The 15,680-nt window shown below is 72.6% G+C and carries 17 protein-coding genes; 6 read left to right on the top strand and 11 right to left on the bottom strand.

The genetic code is table 11. The features are described from left to right. Positions 1-52: 52 nt before the first annotated feature. Both IEY30_RS11520 and IEY30_RS11515 read right to left on the bottom strand, forming a co-directional pair. Complete coding sequence (locus IEY30_RS11520) at positions 53-307, bottom strand: hypothetical protein (protein ID WP_030195885.1); 255 nt, start codon at positions 305-307, stop codon at positions 53-55. 112 nt (positions 308-419) lie between these two features. After that, positions 420-926 (bottom strand): NUDIX hydrolase, encoded by a 507-nt coding sequence (locus tag IEY30_RS11515; protein WP_030195880.1) that lies wholly within the window; start codon positions 924-926, stop codon positions 420-422. A 35-nt stretch (positions 927-961) separates the two neighbouring features. On the opposite strand from IEY30_RS11515, the gene IEY30_RS11510 reads away from it, so the two are divergent. Continuing rightward, on the top strand, positions 962-1,921 hold the full coding sequence (locus IEY30_RS11510) for a 1,4-dihydroxy-2-naphthoyl-CoA synthase (RefSeq protein ID WP_030195877.1): 960 nt from the start codon (positions 962-964) through the stop codon (positions 1,919-1,921). Positions 1,922-1,953: 32 nt separating this feature from the next. Here IEY30_RS11510 and IEY30_RS11505 read toward each other — a convergent pair whose 3' ends face one another. Continuing rightward, the gene (locus IEY30_RS11505) at positions 1,954-2,928 is read right to left on the bottom strand and encodes an alpha/beta hydrolase (protein ID WP_081920400.1); all 975 of its coding nucleotides are present in this window, start codon (positions 2,926-2,928) and stop codon (positions 1,954-1,956) included. A gap of 185 nt (positions 2,929-3,113) precedes the next feature. Here IEY30_RS11505 and IEY30_RS11500 point away from each other — a divergent pair, with 185 nt between their 5' ends. The 4 genes from IEY30_RS11500 to IEY30_RS11485 are packed head-to-tail and all read left to right on the top strand — an operon-like array spanning position 3,114 to position 7,133. After that, positions 3,114-4,712: an MFS transporter gene (locus tag IEY30_RS11500; RefSeq protein WP_052358409.1), complete on the top strand. Its 1,599-nt coding sequence runs from the start codon at positions 3,114-3,116 to the stop codon at positions 4,710-4,712. After that, the gene (gene menE / locus IEY30_RS11495; RefSeq protein ID WP_030195865.1) at positions 4,712-5,905 is read left to right on the top strand and encodes an o-succinylbenzoate--CoA ligase; all 1,194 of its coding nucleotides are present in this window, start codon (positions 4,712-4,714) and stop codon (positions 5,903-5,905) included. Before IEY30_RS11500 ends, menE begins: the two co-directional genes overlap by 1 nt. A gap of 47 nt (positions 5,906-5,952) precedes the next feature. After that, positions 5,953-6,237, top strand: a complete 285-nt coding sequence (locus tag IEY30_RS11490; protein ID WP_030195860.1) for a PLD nuclease N-terminal domain-containing protein — start codon at positions 5,953-5,955, stop codon at positions 6,235-6,237. 20 nt (positions 6,238-6,257) lie between these two features. After that, a complete protein-coding gene (locus IEY30_RS11485; RefSeq protein WP_030195857.1) occupies positions 6,258-7,133 on the top strand; it encodes a 1,4-dihydroxy-2-naphthoate polyprenyltransferase in 876 nt (291 codons plus the stop codon). A 180-nt stretch (positions 7,134-7,313) separates the two neighbouring features. Here the strand turns inward: IEY30_RS11485 and IEY30_RS11480 are convergent, their stop codons facing one another. From IEY30_RS11480 to IEY30_RS11450, 7 genes are all read right to left on the bottom strand, one after another. Continuing rightward, the gene (locus IEY30_RS11480) at positions 7,314-8,543 is read right to left on the bottom strand and encodes a flavin-containing monooxygenase (protein ID WP_043416457.1); all 1,230 of its coding nucleotides are present in this window, start codon (positions 8,541-8,543) and stop codon (positions 7,314-7,316) included. A 461-nt stretch (positions 8,544-9,004) separates the two neighbouring features. Continuing rightward, entirely contained in the window at positions 9,005-9,328 is a 324-nt protein-coding gene (locus IEY30_RS11475) for a DUF4229 domain-containing protein (protein WP_030195848.1), read from the bottom strand. 2 nt (positions 9,329-9,330) lie between these two features. Then, complete coding sequence (ccsB, locus tag IEY30_RS11470; protein WP_030195845.1) at positions 9,331-10,329, bottom strand: c-type cytochrome biogenesis protein CcsB; 999 nt, start codon at positions 10,327-10,329, stop codon at positions 9,331-9,333. Then, the gene (resB, locus tag IEY30_RS11465; RefSeq protein ID WP_030195841.1) at positions 10,326-12,086 is read right to left on the bottom strand and encodes a cytochrome c biogenesis protein ResB; all 1,761 of its coding nucleotides are present in this window, start codon (positions 12,084-12,086) and stop codon (positions 10,326-10,328) included. The genes ccsB and resB overlap by 4 nt, the downstream gene beginning before the upstream one ends. Position 12,087: 1 nt before the next feature. Then, positions 12,088-12,831 (bottom strand): cytochrome c biogenesis CcdA family protein, encoded by a 744-nt coding sequence (locus IEY30_RS11460; protein ID WP_030195836.1) that lies wholly within the window; start codon positions 12,829-12,831, stop codon positions 12,088-12,090. A gap of 7 nt (positions 12,832-12,838) precedes the next feature. Next, positions 12,839-13,453 carry a TlpA family protein disulfide reductase gene (locus IEY30_RS11455; protein WP_030195833.1) on the bottom strand — a complete coding sequence of 205 codons (615 nt, stop codon included), beginning with the start codon at positions 13,451-13,453 and terminating at the stop codon, positions 12,839-12,841. After that, the gene (locus tag IEY30_RS11450; RefSeq protein WP_030195828.1) at positions 13,453-14,121 is read right to left on the bottom strand and encodes a histidine phosphatase family protein; all 669 of its coding nucleotides are present in this window, start codon (positions 14,119-14,121) and stop codon (positions 13,453-13,455) included. The genes IEY30_RS11455 and IEY30_RS11450 overlap by 1 nt, the downstream gene beginning before the upstream one ends. Positions 14,122-14,250: 129 nt before the next feature. On the opposite strand from IEY30_RS11450, the gene IEY30_RS11445 reads away from it, so the two are divergent. Then, positions 14,251-14,868 carry a LysE family transporter gene (locus IEY30_RS11445; protein WP_030195824.1) on the top strand — a complete coding sequence of 206 codons (618 nt, stop codon included), beginning with the start codon at positions 14,251-14,253 and terminating at the stop codon, positions 14,866-14,868. 30 nt (positions 14,869-14,898) lie between these two features. Here IEY30_RS11445 and IEY30_RS11440 read toward each other — a convergent pair whose 3' ends face one another. Continuing rightward, positions 14,899-15,519, bottom strand: a complete 621-nt coding sequence (locus tag IEY30_RS11440; RefSeq protein WP_030195821.1) for a hypothetical protein — start codon at positions 15,517-15,519, stop codon at positions 14,899-14,901. Positions 15,520-15,680 lie beyond the last annotated feature (161 nt).

Genomic DNA, 15,680 nt, shown 5'->3' with positions numbered 1-15,680 from the left:
CCCCCATCATCACCGACGACGCGTCACCGGTGACCGGTGACCGGGGACCCGCTCAGCGGGCCGGGAAGGCCTCGTGCCGGTCGCGGCTCGGGTCGGGGACCGGTACGGGCGCCGGGGCCGGCGCGACCGGGTCGCCCGCGCCGACGGCGTCGCGGCGGTGGCGTGCACCCGGCCCGCAGCCGTAGCGCCCCCAGCTGCCGAAGGCGAAGGTGAGGCCGACGAGCCACCACAGCCCGTGGCCGGCGGGGCCGAGCGCCATGGCGATGAGCGCGATGCCGGCGGCGATGAACCAACGAGGTGCGGACACGGGTGCCTCCTGGGGACGGGTGCGGGGCGGGTGCCCCGTCTGCTCCCTCGACGGTAGGAGCGCGCGAGCCCGGCGACCCGGCCCCTCTGTCAGCACCTCCCCCTGACAGATGTCATGCCCCGCGCGCGCCCGAGGCGACCGGACCGAGGACGACGTCTGCGGGGTTGTCGACGGCGATCGCGATGCGGTCGCGGAAGACCTGGCGCATCTGCGGCAGCGCGTCGAGCGGGAACCAGCGCGCGTCGGTCGACTCGTCGTCACCGGGCCGCGGCTCCCCCGAGACCCAGCGGCAGCGGAAGGTGTGGTCGAGGTACTGCCCGAGATCGCCGTTGAGGTGCGTCACGACGCCGCTCGCCGACACCCAGACGAGGCGCTCGACCTCGGCGACGACGCACGCCTCCTCCTCGACCTCGCGGGTCGCGGTGACGTGCGGGTCCTCACCCGGGTCGACGATCCCGGTGACCGGGGTCCACTCTCCGTTGTCGCTGCGCCGCACGAGGAGCACCTCTTGGGCACCCCCCGCCACCTCGCGCAGCACGACGGCCGTGACCCCGGGCATCCACAGCAGCTCGGTGCCGACCATGGTGCGCAGGTGGGAGACGTAGGGAGGGATCGGCATACGGCCGACCCTAGCCCCGCCGATAGGGTCGGTCCGTGAGCAGCGAGCCGAGCCAGAGCGCCGTGTCAGACATCTTCGACCCGAGCGAGTGGGCGCCCGTCGAGGGCTTCGACCTCACCGACATCACCTACCACCGCCGCCGTCCCGTCGAGGGCCGCCCGCACGCCGAGTCCGGCGTCGTGCGCATCGCCTTCGACCGGCCCGAGGTGCTCAACGCCTTCCGGCCGCACACCGTCGACGAGCTCTACCGCGCGCTCGACCACGCCCGGATGACGCCCGACGTCGGTGTCGTGCTCATCACCGGCAACGGCCCGAGCCCCAAGGACGGCAAGTGGGCCTTCTGCTCGGGCGGCGACCAGCGCATCCGCGGCCGCTCGGGCTACCAGTACGCCGAGGGCGAGACCGCCGACACCGTCGACGCGGCACGCACCCGGGCGCAGGGCGGCCGCCTGCACATCCTCGAGGTGCAGCGCCTCATCCGCACCATGCCCAAGGTCGTCATCGCCGTCGTGCCCGGCTGGGCGGCCGGCGGCGGCCACTCCCTCCACGTCGTGTGCGACCTGACGATCGCGAGCCGCGAGCACGCGCGCTTCAAGCAGACGGATGCCGACGTGGGCAGCTTCGACGCCGGCTACGGCAGCGCCTACCTGGCCAAGATGGTCGGCCAGAAGTTCGCCCGCGAGATCTTCTTCCTCGGCCGCACGTACTCCGCCGAGGACATGCAGCGGATGGGCGCCGTCAACATCGTCGCCGACCACGCCGACCTCGAGCGCGAGGCGCTGCAGGTCGCGACCGAGATCATGGGCAAGAGCCCGCAGGCGCAGCGCATGCTGAAGTTCGCCTTCAACCTCACCGACGACGGCCTCATGGGCCAGCAGGTCTTCGCCGGCGAGGCGACGCGTCTCGCCTACATGACCGACGAGGCCGTCGAGGGCCGTGACCAGTTCCTCGAGAAGCGCGAGCCCGACTGGTCGCCCTTCCCCTGGTACTTCTGAGCCGGTACTCCTGAGCTGATACTTCTGAGCCGTCACATCCCGTCGAGCAGCGCGACGGTCGCGTCGACGATCTGGCGCTGGGCCGTGGCCCGGTCGACCGTCGGGGTGCCGTCGCCGGGCTGCTCGCCGTAGTCACCGAAGAAGGAGTGCACCGCCCCCGCGACTGCGGTGTATGCCGTGTCGCCGGGGAGAAGCGACCGGCTCGCCTGCACGTCGGCCGGGGTCGTGAACCCGTCACGGGTGCCACTGACCGACGCGACCGCGAGGTCGGTGTGGTCGGCGAGCGAGCCGACCGGATACGACGCCCAGAGCACGAGGCCCTTGACGACGCCGGGGTGGTCGTGGGCGAAGGTCGCCGCGACGACGCCGCCGAGGCTGTGCCCGCCGATGGCCCACGAGGTGACCTCGGGGTGGCAGTCGATGAAGGCGTGCGGGGCCGTCATGGCGAGGAAACCGATGTTGAAGGGCTGCTTGACGACGACGACGAGGATGCCCTGCCGGCTGACCTGCGTCAGCATCGGCACGTAGGCGCGGGGGTCGACCCGGGCACCGGGCTGGAAGATCAGCCCCCGGGTGGGCGTGCCGCTCGTCGGGGTGATGACGATGTGGGCCGGGGCATCCGTGATGCGGACCCCGGCGCCGCCCGACACGGAGGCCGCTGCTGCCGGGGTCGCCGCGAAGGGGCGGAGCCAGACGAGCGCCCCGAGCACGACGAGGGTGAGGAGCACGCCGACACCTCGGCCGACGACGCGCACCCAGGCGCGGTGGTGCGCCTCACGCGGCTCGTCGCCGCGGTCCCGGGCGAGGAGGACGACGCCGATGAGCCCGCTCGCCGCGAGCGCAATGACCTGCGCGGGGTTGCCGGCGAGCAGGACCGACCGGTCGAGGAGGAAGAGCACGAGCGGCACGACGAGCCAGAGGATCCCGAGCGCGACGGCGAAGCGGGCCCGCGGGCGGCGGCCTGCCCGGTCGGGGCCGAGCACCTCCTCGTCCGGCACGCTCGTCACGTCCCGAGACTAACCACGCGGGCAGGGCCAGCGGTGCCCGAGGACGCCGGCATTCCGCGGGCTGGACGCGGGACCTGCAGCGGGACATGCAGCGGACCTGCGGCGACCTGCGCGGACCTGCGCGGACCCGCGCGGAAGCCGGTGTCGGTCGCACCCGGGACACCCGGACAAGGCAGGATGTTGGGGTGGAACCGAGCGACGACCGCCGCGCCAGCGCTGCCGCCGGCGGGCCCGACGTCCCGGAGGGCGGCCGGCCCGCGGACTTCCGCCAGCCGCCGCGCACCACCGCGGCCAACGCGACCCGTGCCGTCGGGCGCGGACTCGGGCGCGCCGCCACCGGTACGGCACGCCTCACCGCGCGCTCGGGGCGCTTCGCCGCCGCCAAGGCCCACGCGTACACCCACTCCGGCGGGGCCGGCGAGAGCGGGCTGGCCCGCGTCACCGAGCTGCACGCGAGCAACACCGCGGGCGACACGATCATGACGCTGGCCCTGGCCGGCACCCTCTTCTTCAACCCCCAGACCGCGCAGGCCCGCAGCGACGTCGCGACCTTCCTGCTGCTGACGATGGTCCCGTTCGTCCTCGTCGCGCCGCTCATCGGGCCGCTGCTCGACCGCTTCTCCCACGGCCGGCGCTGGGCCATCGGCACGACCCTCGCCCTGCGGGCCTTCCTCTGCTGGGTGCTCGGCGAGGCCATCAACAACGACAGCAGCTGGCTCTTCCCCGCCGCCCTCGGCTGCCTCGTCGCCTCCCGCGCCTACACGATCACGCGAGCCGCGGCCGTGCCCCGCCTCCTGCCGCCGGGCACCACTCTCGTCAAGGCGAACTCGCGCGTCTCCATGGCCGGCGTCGTCGGCGCCGTCGCCGGTGGCGCCCTCGGCGCCGGGGCCATGCTCGCCGGTCCGGCCTGGGCCCTGCGGCTCGCCTTCGTCGTCTTCGTCGTCGGCACTGTGCAGGCCATCCGGCTGCCCGCCCGCGTCGACTCCTCCCTCGGCGAGGTGTCCATCGAGGACACGACTCCCATCCCCGTGCGCGGCGCCGGCGAGGGCGCCACCGCGAGCGCGCCGCCTGCGAGCTCGCTCCGCGGCACCCAGCGCGGGTGGTCCGACTCCCCCGCGAGACGGCATACGCCATCGGGTGACGACGCGCTCACGGTCGACTCCCTCGGCCCGTTCGGGCGCTTCCGCCGGCGCAAGCAGGCGATCCCGTGGCCCGTCATGCACGCCATGTGGTCGACCGGCGGCACCCGAGTGCTGACCGGCTTCCTCATCCTCTTCATGGCGTTCCTCGCCAAGGAGCACCCCATCGACGGCATCCGCGGCGAGGTCGTGCTCGCGATCATCGCCGTGGCCATCGGGATCGGCAACGGCCTCGGCAGCGTCGTCGGCAACGTCGTGCGCGACCAGCGGCCCGAGCGCATCGCCATGCTGTCGGTGCTCGCCGCGACGGTCTGCTGCATCGCGACCGGCATCTGGTACGGCGTGTGGACCCTCGCGCTGCTCGGCTTCGTCCAGGGCCTGTCGGCGCAGCTGTCCAAGCTCTGCTTCGACGCGCTCGTGCAGCGCGAGGTCCCCGAGAACGTCCGAACGTCGGTCTTCGCCTGGTCCGAGACGATGCTCCAGGTGCTGTGGGTCGTCGGCGGCGCGCTCGGCATCGTGCTTCCCCTCAACCCCTACGTCGGCTTCCCCGTCTGCGCCGTCGTGCTCGTCTGGACCGTCGCCATGGCGGCCCGGCAGCGCCGACGCGCCGCCCCCACCGCACGACCGAGAGCGAGACCCGCCTGATGGCCGCGTCGTCCCCCCGTCCACTGGCGATCCCCGCCGGACCCGCCGTCCTCGACGTGCTGCCCGACCTCGAGGCGGCCCTGACCGGCCGCTCCCCCGTGCTGCCGTATGCCGCCGACGCCCAGCCGCCGTCCGTGCCGTCGGTGCCCGCCCACGACCCGGGCGAGCTGCCCGACGGGCTCGCCCTCGCGATCGGCACGTCCGGCTCGACCGGCCGTCCCAAGCGCGCCCTGCTGTCGGCCGACGCGCTCGAACGCTCGGCGTGGGCCACCCACCAGATCCTGGGCGGCAGCGGCGCGTGGCTGCTCGCCATGCCGGCCCACCACATCGCCGGCATCCAGGTGCTGCTCCGCTCGATCGCGGCCGGGGTCACGCCGGTCGTGCTCGACCTGCGCGAGGGCTTCTCGGCCGGGGGGTTCGCCGACGCCGCCGCCCGGGTGCACCCGACGGCCGCGGCCGCGCGCCGCTACACCGCTCTCGTGCCCACGCAGCTCGCCCGGCTCGTCGACGACGAGGCAGGGCTGGCGGCCCTGCGCACCTTCGACGGCGTGCTCGTCGGCGGCGCCGCCACGCCGGCCGCGCTCGTCGAGAAGGCGCGGGCGCTCGGGGTGGTCCTCAGCCTCACCTACGGCATGAGCGAGACGGCCGGGGGCTGCGTCTACGACGGCATCCCCCTGCCGGTCAGCCGGGTCCACGTCGACAACGACCGGCACGTCGTCCTCGGCGGCGACACCGTGGCGCACGGCTACCTCGGTGAGCCGGGCCTCAGCCGGGACGCGTTCACCGTCGACCCCGACGGCGTCCGGTGGTTCCGCACCGATGACCTCGGCCACTTCGACGACGAGGGCCTGCTCGTCATCGACGGCCGTGCCGACGACGTCATCAACACCGGCGGCCTCAAGATCAACCCGGGTGTCGTCGAGGACGCCATGAGCCGGCACCTCGACGAGGTCCTCGACGTCGTCGTCATCGGCGTGCCCGACCCCGAGTGGGGTGAGTCCGTCTGTGCCGCAGTGACGCTCGCGGACCCAACCGCCCACCTCACCACGCGCGAGGTGCGCGACCGGCTGCGCGGCATCCTCCCCGACGCTGCGCTGCCACGTCGGGTCCTCGTGCTCCCCGCGATCCCGCAGCGCGGGCCGGGCAAGCCCGATCGGGCCGCGATCCGACGCACCGTGCAGGACCGCGCCTGAGCGGTGGCAAGATAAGGGTGTTCCCACGCTCGTCGAAGGAGGTCGCCGTGCTGCGCGTCGTGCTCGTCGCCCTCGTGGTGTTCGCCTCGATCTACGCCTTCGTCGACTGCGTGCAGACCGACCGCCGCGTCGTGCGGACCATGCCCAAGCCGGTCTGGCTCGTCGCCGTGCTCGTGCCCGTCCTCGGCCCCGTCGGCTGGCTGCTCACCGGTCGCGCCAGCGCCCGGGGAGGGCCCGCGCCGCGTGGCCCGGGTCGCCGCCCGCAGAATCCGCGCGGGCCTCGTGGCCCGCTGGGACCCGACGACGACCCCGACTTCCTCCGCAAGCTGTAGAAGGACGCCCCCAGAACCTCATGGCCACCTTGTCCCAGTGGATCGAGGGCGCCCGCCCCCGCACGCTGCCCGCCGCCGTCTCCCCCATCCTCGTCGGCACCGGCGCCGCCTACCAGACCGGTCACATCGTCTGGGCGTATGCCGTCCTCGCCCTCGTCGTCGCCCTGGCCCTGCAGGTCGGGGTGAACTTCGCCAACGACTACTCCGACGGCATCCGGGGCACCGACGAGGTGCGCGTCGGACCGGTGCGCCTCGTCGGCCAGCGCCTCGCCGCTCCCCGCTCGGTCAAGATCGCGGCCTTCGCGTGCTTCTTCTTCGCCGGCCTCGTGGGGCTCGCGCTCGTCGCCCTGTCGGGGCTGTGGGTCATGATCCCGATCGGTGCGGCCGCCATCGTCGCGGCCTGGTACTACACCGGGGGCAAGCGCCCGTACGGCTACCTCGGACTCGGCGAGGTCTTCGTCTTCGTCTTCTTCGGGCTCGTCGCGACGCTCGGGACCATGGCCACCATGACGCCGCCGACCGCGGCCGGCTGGTGGGGTGCGATCGGCGTCGGGGCCCTGGCCTCGGCGATCCTCGTCGCCAACAACCTGCGCGACATCCCGACCGACCGCGAGCACGGCAAGCGCACGCTCGCGGTGCGGATGGGCGAGTCCGGCACCCGGATCTTCTACGTCGTGCTCGTCGCCGTCGCGTTCGTGATGACGGGCCTCGCCTCGTTCACCTCGCCGTGGGCGCTGCTGACCCTGCTGGCCGCGCCCCTCGTCATCCGGCCGATGCAGGCCGTCGTCGGGCGCGCCACCGGGCGCGGCCTCATCCCGGCGCTGGCCGGCACGGGCCAGTTCCAGCTCGCGTGGTCGCTGCTGCTCGCCGTCGGCCTCGCCCTCGGCCGCGCCTGACCTCCTCGGCTTGCTCGACCTGCGGGACCTCCTCGGCATGCGGGGACCTGCAGGACCTGCTGACAGCCTGCCCGGCTGTCCCCCGGAGTCGAGTGGCCTCGTCGTCACTCCGGTCACACCAGAGCTGGTACGCGTGGGGCCGGGAGGCCACTCGACGGGGATCTCCGGGCGAGTGGTGTCTCAGGCCGGCATGCCCAGGCGGTTGGCGATGCGGGTCGCGGTGACGGCGGCGTCGGCCCCGACTCCGAAGAGCAGCGCCGAGGAGCGGCGCCGCAGGTAGTGGACCCCGACGAAGTGCAGGTCCGGCGCCACCACGCTCTCGCCGTCGTCGTGCACCGGGAAGCCCTGTCCGTCGACGAGGCCCGGGATCTGAACCCATGACGTGTAGTCGGGCCGGAAGCCCGCGGCCACGAGCACCGACCCGAGCTCGCGCACCGGCACGGACTCGACTCCGGGCCGACCGAGTGGCGCCGGGTCGGGCAGGTCGGGAGGCTCGACGCCCTGCCGGGCACAGACGCCGAGGACGAGGCCACGGAGGAGCCGGTAGCCGTCGTCGCCGGCGGCGACCGATGCCTCGAGGTCGGGCGCAAGGCGTACGACCCCGTCGTCGGCCCCGACGAGGTGGCCGCCGAGCCGCACCCCGAGGGCGGCGAGCGTGCGGTAGTTGAGGTCGTGCCCGCCGGCGGCGCCGCTCAGCTGCGGGTTGGCCCCGAGCCGCGCGGCCTCCGTCGGCAGGTCCTCGACGCGCTGGTCGAAGAACGGCGAGTCGAGCAGCCACTCGAAGACGTCACGGTCACCAGCACGTCGCGGGAACCACGGCGCACGCCCGCACGCCATGACGACCTCACGCCCGGCGAGCACGAGCTCCTCGGCGACCTGGCAGGCGCTCTGGCCGCTGCCGACGACGAGGACCGGCCCGTCCGGCAGGGAGCCGGGGTTGCGGTAGCCGGTGAGGTCGACGACCGGGAGCCCCGCGGGCAGGCTCGCGGCCGCGGGTGGCCGGTGTGGGCGCTGGTAGGCCCCGGTCGAGAGGACGACGACACGGCTGACGACGGTGCCCGAGTCGGTCTCGAGCGTGAACCCGCCGCCGTCACGCGCCTGCAGCCGGCGCACGGGGCAGCCGGAACGCACCGGGGCGCGCAGCCGGCCGGCCCAGGCGTCGAGGTGCCCTGCGATCTCGGTGCGCCCCATGAAGCCCTGCGGGTCGCCCCCGGCATACGGCGCTCCCGGAAGTCGCACGGTGTGGTTCTGCCCGACGAGGGTGAAGCTGTCCCACCGGCGAAGCCACGCCGATCCCGGCACGTCGGCCTCGAGGACGACGTGCTCGACGCCGCGCTGCTCGAGCTCGTGGCTCGTCGCGAGACCGGCCTGGCCGGCCCCGACGACGACGACGTCGATCTCCTCGGCCACCCGTCCACGGTGGCACCCCTGCCCGGCCCCGTCAGCCGAATCCCTCAGGCCGGGTGGACGTATGCCGTCCCGCCCGCTCCCCGGGCCTCACCCAGACCCATCCGCACCCACTCCCCTCCCGTCGAGTGAGCGCCCAGCCCCACGCGCACTACCCACTCGTGGGACACGAGACACGCAGCGCTCACTCGACGGCGTGGGGCGCGGACCGGCCGCCGACCAAAAACAGTCGAGTGAGCGCCCAGCCCCACGGGCACCACCCGCGCGTGGGACACCAGGGACGCAGCGCTCACTCGACGAAGACACGAGCAGCCCTCGTCGGACGATCGAGTGAGCGCCCAGCCCCACGCGTACCACCCGCGCGTGGGACACCAGGGACGCAGCGCTCACTCGACTAACCCGGCCACATGCGTACCACCCCAGGGTGGGGCTGGAGTGACGACGAGGCCACTCGACGTGGAAGCTCAGCGGTCGGCGTTGCGGGGGTCCTCGGCCGCGGCACCCGTGGCGTCGGCGTCATGCACGGGGCGCTCGTCCTCGGCGTCCTCGGCGAACTCGTCGCTCGTCGGGTCGACCTGCTGCTTGGCCTCGAGCTTGGCCTCGTGGCGGTCGACGAGCTTGGCCGTGATCTCGTCGCGCATGCCGCGCAGCAGGATGTAGGAGGCCGCGGCCGACGCGATGGCCGACGCGCCGAGCAGGAGCACCGGGTTGTCGCGCAGCCCGATGAGCCAGAAGAGGAAGAGGAACCCGAAGAAGATCAGGATCCGCAGGAGCGAGTAGCGGACCACGGTCACATCCCCGAGTAGTTGTGCATGCCCACGAAGGTCGAGACGAGGTTGACCAGCGTGAAGTTGATGATGACGGCGACGTAGCCGGCCAGCGCGATGTACATCGACCGGCGGTGGTCGACGCCCGCCGTGGCGCGGCTGTGCATGTAGGCGGCGTAGACCGTCCAGATGACGAAGGTCCAGACCTCCTTGGGGTCCCACTGCCAGTAGGCGCCCCAGGCCTGCTTGGCCCAGATGGCTCCGGCGATGAGCGTGAACGTCCAGAGGATGAAGGCGACCATGTTGAGGCTGTAGGCGGTGCGCTCGAGCGAGGCGGACGTCGGCAGCGACTCGATGAAGCTGGGCTTGGCCGGCGGCTTCTCCTCGCGGCGCAGCCGCACGAGATAGAGCAGACCCACCGCGAACGCCAGGGTGAAGAAGGCGACCGCGAGGAAGGCGACCGAGACGTGGATGCCCAGCCAGTAGGACTTCAGGGCCGGCATGAGCTCTCCGGCCTCGGTGTAGAGGACGGTGAGCGCGAGGCCGAGCACGAGCAGGATCGGCGTGACGATGAAGACGCCGAGCCACTGCCAGTTGTTGCGCTTGGCGAGCACGCTGTAGGCAGCGCCCACCGCAGCCGCCGCTGCGGTCGCGAACTCGAACATGTTGCCCCACGGCGGCCGGCCGACGGCGAGGCCTCGCATGAGGACCGACGCCACGAGGAGCGCGGACGCGAGGTAGGTCAGCATCAGCGCGATGCTGCCGCGCTGGCGGCTCTTGAGGCTCTCCTCGAACCCGGGCCCGGCGGCGTACGGCATGGACGGGCGGCGCTCGGTCGTCGAGGGCGCGCCGGCGCCGACGAGGACGCTCTCGCGCTCGGTCGCGGCGACGTCGGCCACCTGCTTGGAGTCGGCCACCTTGGGGGCGCGCGCCGCCAGGTGCCACGTGAAGGCGAGCATGGCGAGCGTGTAGACGATCATCGACGCGTAGAGCGCGGCGTTGGCGTTGGCTGCGAGGTTCACGAGCGGTCGGTCCGTTCTGCAAGGCGGTCGGTCACGCCGGTCGTGATCGCGGTGACGATCGCGGCGAGGCCGGGGTCGGAGTCCTTCGAGAGGCCACCGATGGTGACCACGGTAGCCGGTCGCCCGTCGGCGCCGGGAGGGCTGTCAAGGGTGCTGTCCAGGGTGCTGCCGGCGCCGTGACCGGTGTCACCCGGCGGGCCGTCGGCTGCGGTCGCGGGGCGCACCCGCACGAAGACGCGGCGGCGCTTGATGGTGAGGCCGAGGATGAGGCCGAGCGTGGCGAGGATCGCGCTGACGAGGCTGATCGGGGCGCCGGGGTCGGTGCGCACCGACAGGCCGGCGAAGCGCTTGACGCTGTCGAAGGTGATCGAGCCGCGGCCGCCGGGCAGCTCCTTGGTCTGGCCGGGCTTGAGCCGGAAGAGGGCCGGCGAGCCGTTGGACTGCAGCACCTGCTTCATCTGCTCGGTGTTGAGCGTGTAGACCGACTGCGGGGCGCCGCCCGGGAAGAGGTTGCCCTCCCACAGCGACATCGCGATCTCCGGGTTGTTCGCATCCGGGAAGAGCGACACCGGGCCGTTGGTGAAGGTCGGCTCGGCCGTGGGCAGGAAGAAGCCGGTGAAGCCCAGCTGCTTCGGCGAGGCCGACGGCACCTTGATGACGCCGACGGACCGGTAGTTCGGGTCCTGCGGGAGGAACGGGGTGGCCTCGCGGTAGAGCACGTTGCCCTTGGCGTCCCGCACCGTGATGACGGGCGTGTAGCCGTTGCCGAGCAGGAAGATGTCGGCGCCGTCGACGGTGATCGGGTGGTTGACCGAGACGTTCTCGTCGGTCTTGGGCGCGCCGGGCGAGCTCTGGAGCGTCGTCTGCGCGTCGAAGAGGCGCGGCTTGCCGAAGTCGCGGCCGGGCGTCTCGTTGAACTCGACGTGGAGCTTGTCGAGCGACAGGACGAAGGGCGGCAGCGTCTCGGTGTCGACCCACGGGCCGGGCGAGATGGTGTTGTAGGTGCCGGCCGACGAGGCGAACTTGTCGCCCTCGGCGAGGATGATGTCACCGCGCCAGCCGAACAGGTGCCCGACGGCCATGCCGATGATGATGCCGGTCAGGGCCAGGTGGAAGAGCAGGTTGCCGGTCTCGCGGAGGTAGCCGGACTCGGCCGACACGCTCGTGCCGTCGTGCGAGTGCAGCCGGAAACGCTTGCGCTTCAGGACCGCTCGCGCCGCCTCGAGGGCCTCCTCGGGCGGGAGGGTCGTCGTGAGCTCGGTGTGCTCGTCGAGCCGCTTGAGCCGTGCGGGTGCCCGCGGCGGGGTGGAGCGCAGTGCCTGCAGGTGCACCTTGGTGCGCGGCACGATGCAGCCGACGAGCGAGACGAAGAGCAGCAGGTAGATCGCCGAGAACCACGGCGAGGCGTAGACGTCGAAGAAGCCGAGCCGGTCGAGCCACGGCGAGCTCGTCGGGTTCTGGGCGATGTAGTCGGCGACCCGGCCGGCGTCGATGTTGCGCTGCGGGAAGATCGAGCCCGGCACGGCCGCGATCGACAGGAGCAGCAGCAGGAAGAGCGCGGTGCGCATGCTCGTCAGCTGGCGCCAGCCCCACCGGAGCATGCCGAGGGCCCCGAGGGTCGGCAGGGTCGGCTCCTGCCGCTCGGGTCGCATCCCCTTGCGTATGCCGCGGGCGTCCGTGGTGCCCGCCGTGGCCTTGCCGCCGGGAACCGAGCCGTCGGGAGCCCTGTCGGTCGTGGGGCCGGTGTCGGTGCTCATGTCAGATCGCCACCTGGAAGCCGTTGACGAGGCGCACCTGGATCCAGACGATGACGTCCTCCCAGACACCGGTCAGCATGAGCAGGCCCACCGCGACGAGGAGCAGGCCGCCGACGTTCTGCAGGGCGCGGCGGTGCCGGCGCAGCCAGTCGCTCGCCCTGCCGGCGCGCTCCCAGAGGGCGGCCATGAGGACGAAGGGCAGCCCGAGGCCGATCGAGTAGACCCCGGCGAGCGCCAGGCCACGGACGATCGAGCCGGACTCCGCCGAGATCGGCGCAGCCATGGCCTGGATCGCCCCGAGGGTCGGGCCCATGCACGGCGACCAGCCGACGGCGAAGGCCGCTCCGAGCAACGGAGCCCCGGCGAGACCGGCACGCGGTCGCCAGCTGACCGGCACGGCATACGACCGGCCGACGCCGAGGAAGAGCAGGCCCATGACGAGGACGACCGCCCCACCGATGCGCAGCAGCGCGCTCTGGTGCTCCCGGAAGGCCAGGCCGACGGCCGAGACGGCCGCAGCGGCGACGAGGAAGACGACCGTGAAGCCGAGGACGAAGAGCAGCGCCCCGACGACGAGCCGGCCCCGCGACCGCTTCTCGAGCGAGACGTCGGACAGGCCGGTGACGTAGCCGAGGAAGCCCGGCACGAGGGGCAGCACGCACGGCGAGGCGAACGAGACGAAGCCGGCGACGAGCGCGACGAGCGCCGCCGCGAGGAGCGACCCGGTGGCGAGCTCGGTACCCATGCCGGCCTCAGGCCTTCTCGGCGAGGACGTCGTCGATGAGCCCGAGCAGCGTCGTGGTCGACACCGGACCGGAGACGCGGGCCGCGATGCGGGCCTCGCGGTCGAGGACGAGGGTCGTGGGTGTGGCGGACGCCTTGCCCTGCAGCGCGAGGATCGGGACGCCCCCGTCGTAGGCGAGCGAGGGGTAGGTCACCTTGTTGGCGGTCTGGAACGCGAGGCCGGTCTCGGGGCCCTCGAGCTTGTCGAGGCCGATGAACTCGACCTTCTTGCCCTTGGCCTGGACCGACTCCCACGCCTTCTGCAGGTCGGGCGTCTCCTTGATGCACGGCGGGCACCAGGAGCCCCAGACGTTGACGACGAGGACCGTGCCGGCGCGGTCGGCGCTGCTCCAGGGCTTGCCCTCGAGGGTCGTGCCCTCGAGCTTCACGGGCTCGCCGCGGTCGGTCACGGGCAGCTGCTCGATCGAGCCGTCACCGGCGACGTAGCCCTTGCGGTCACCCGAGCGTGCCTGGTCTGCAACGGAGTTCGGGTCTGACGAGCAAGCCGCCGCGAACGTCACGAGCCCTCCGGCCATGGCGACAGCGCCCCAGCGCAGCACGGCGCGTCGGTCGAGGTGGTCCATCAGGCGCCCACGCTCCTGCTCGCCCGGGCGAGCAGCTCGGCGGCCGGCTCGGAGTACGTGATGGAGGCGAGCTCGTCACCGTGGTAGGTCAGGGAGGTCAGCGACGCGAGGGTGCACTCACGCTTGCGGGGGTCGTGCCACAGGCGCCGGCCCTCGAGCTTGTTGCGGACGGTCCACACGGGCAGCTGGTGGCTCACGACGACGGCCTCGTGACCGCGCGCCGCGTCGCGGGCGTCGGCGATGGCCGCGAGCATGCGCACCGCGATCTGCTCGTAGGGCTCTCCCCACGAGGGCTTGGTGATGTCGGTGAACAGATGCCAGTTGCGCGGGTGGAGCAGGTCGAGCTTGCTGACCGTGCGACCCTCGAACTGGTTCTCGGACTCGATGACGCGCACGTCGGTGGTGATCGAGACCTCGTGGTCGGCGGCGATCGGGGCCGCCGTCTCCTGAGCCCGGTCGAGCGGGGACGCGACGACGTGGGTGATGTCGTTGGTCTCGAGGTGGGCCGCGACGAGGTGCGCCATCTCGTTCCCGAGCTCCGAGAGGTGGAAGCCGTCGAGGCGGCCGTAGAGCACGCCCCCGGGGTTGTGGACCTCGCCGTGCCGCAAGAGGTGCACGACCGTGAGGTCGTCGGCGCCCGGCGCCGCCCCGCTCGTGCTCTCACCCATGGTCGACAGTCTCTCAAACGTCGTGCTCAGGACCGAATCCGCACCCGAGCCTGTGCACCCCCTGTGACGTGCGACGACGTCGGTGGAACGGCCGGCACCTCCCGGCCGGCCCGACCTACACTCCGGGACGTGTCATGGTCCCTGTGGCTGACGCTCGTCGCGACGGGCGCGCTCATCTCCCTCACGCCCGGCGCCGGGGCGGTCAACACGATGGCCACCTCGCTCGGCTCCGGGTGGTCCCGCTCGATCTGGGGCATCCTCGGCCAGCAGGTCGCGCTGCTCACCCACCTGGTCGTCGTCGCCGCCGGGGTCGGGGTGCTCGTCGCCGGCTCCCCCGTGCTCTTCAACGTCATCCGGTATGCCGGTGCCGCCTACCTCGTCTACCTCGGCGTGCGCCAGTTCCGTTCGAGGGCCGCCGCGACTCGGGTCAACGAGCTCCAGCGCGAGCCGGCGTGGTCGATGTTCCGCCGGGGCCTGCTCGTCAACCTCACCAACCCCAAGGCCGTCGTCTTCTTCCTCGCCTTCACCCCGCAGTTCATCCGGCCGGATCAGCCGCTGCTGCCGCAGTACGCCGTGCTCGCCGCGACGATCGTCGCCATCGACGTCATCGTCATGTGGTTCTTCTTCGCCGCGGCGGCACGCGGGCTCGGGCGGCTGACCCAGCGAGAGTCGGGCCAGCGCACCCTGAACCGCGTCTTCGGCGGACTGTTCGTCGGCGTCGGCGTGCTGCTCGCCGCCGTCCACTAGCAGCGCGACGGACTGGAAAGACTCAGAAGCTCAGACGAGCTCGGGCACGTCGAGGTGCGCGATGGCGAGGGAGAACTCGCCGATCTCGGTGACCTTCATGCCGGTCTGCTGCACGAGATCGGCCCGCAGTCCCATCGCCGCGTTGCGCGTCGCCATCATCGCCTCGGGCGAGTCGTAGGTCACCGTGAGGCAGGACCGCCCGGCAGCTCGGTCGACGAAAAGGCTTGCGCTGCAGAAGCCCTCGAGCTGCTCGACCTTCGGCATGATGCCGTCGCGGAAGGCGTCGATGACGCTGTCGACCATCGCGGGGTCGGCCTCGGACCACGTGATCCGGGCGCAGCAGCCGTCGGCGACCCGGTGGTCGCGGTGGAGGTAGGCGATCTCCCACGCGTCGACCGTTGCCTCCCCGCCGAGGAGGTCCGCCGCCTGCTGGCGCATCGGCATGACGCTCCCGGCGGTGGCACGCATCGCGGACTCGTCACGCCAGGCCGTCGTGACGATGCACCGGCCGGTGACGCGGTCGGCGACCATCGAGAGGCCGACGCAGCCGTCCATCGCCCTGACCTGCGGCATCACCACGTCCTGGATGTGCGCGATGCCCGTCTCGATCATGCCGGGACGGCCCATGACCGTCGTGGAGCGTGCGTGCACGACCCCACCTCCTCGGTTCGGGGCGGCACCCCGACGGCGCCGCCGTCACCGACCAGCCTCCTCCCCGCGCGCGTGGGCGGCAATGCCCGAGCAGGTATGCCGTGTGGCCGCCTCCGCGCGCCCCGTTCGAGGTGATCGCGGTGGGCACACAGGCCACGCGA

This window comes from Terrabacter tumescens, from assembly GCF_014646815.1.
GTDB lineage: Bacteria > Actinomycetota > Actinomycetes > Actinomycetales > Dermatophilaceae > Terrabacter > Terrabacter tumescens.
This window is presented reverse-complemented; position numbering and strand designations above follow the sequence as displayed.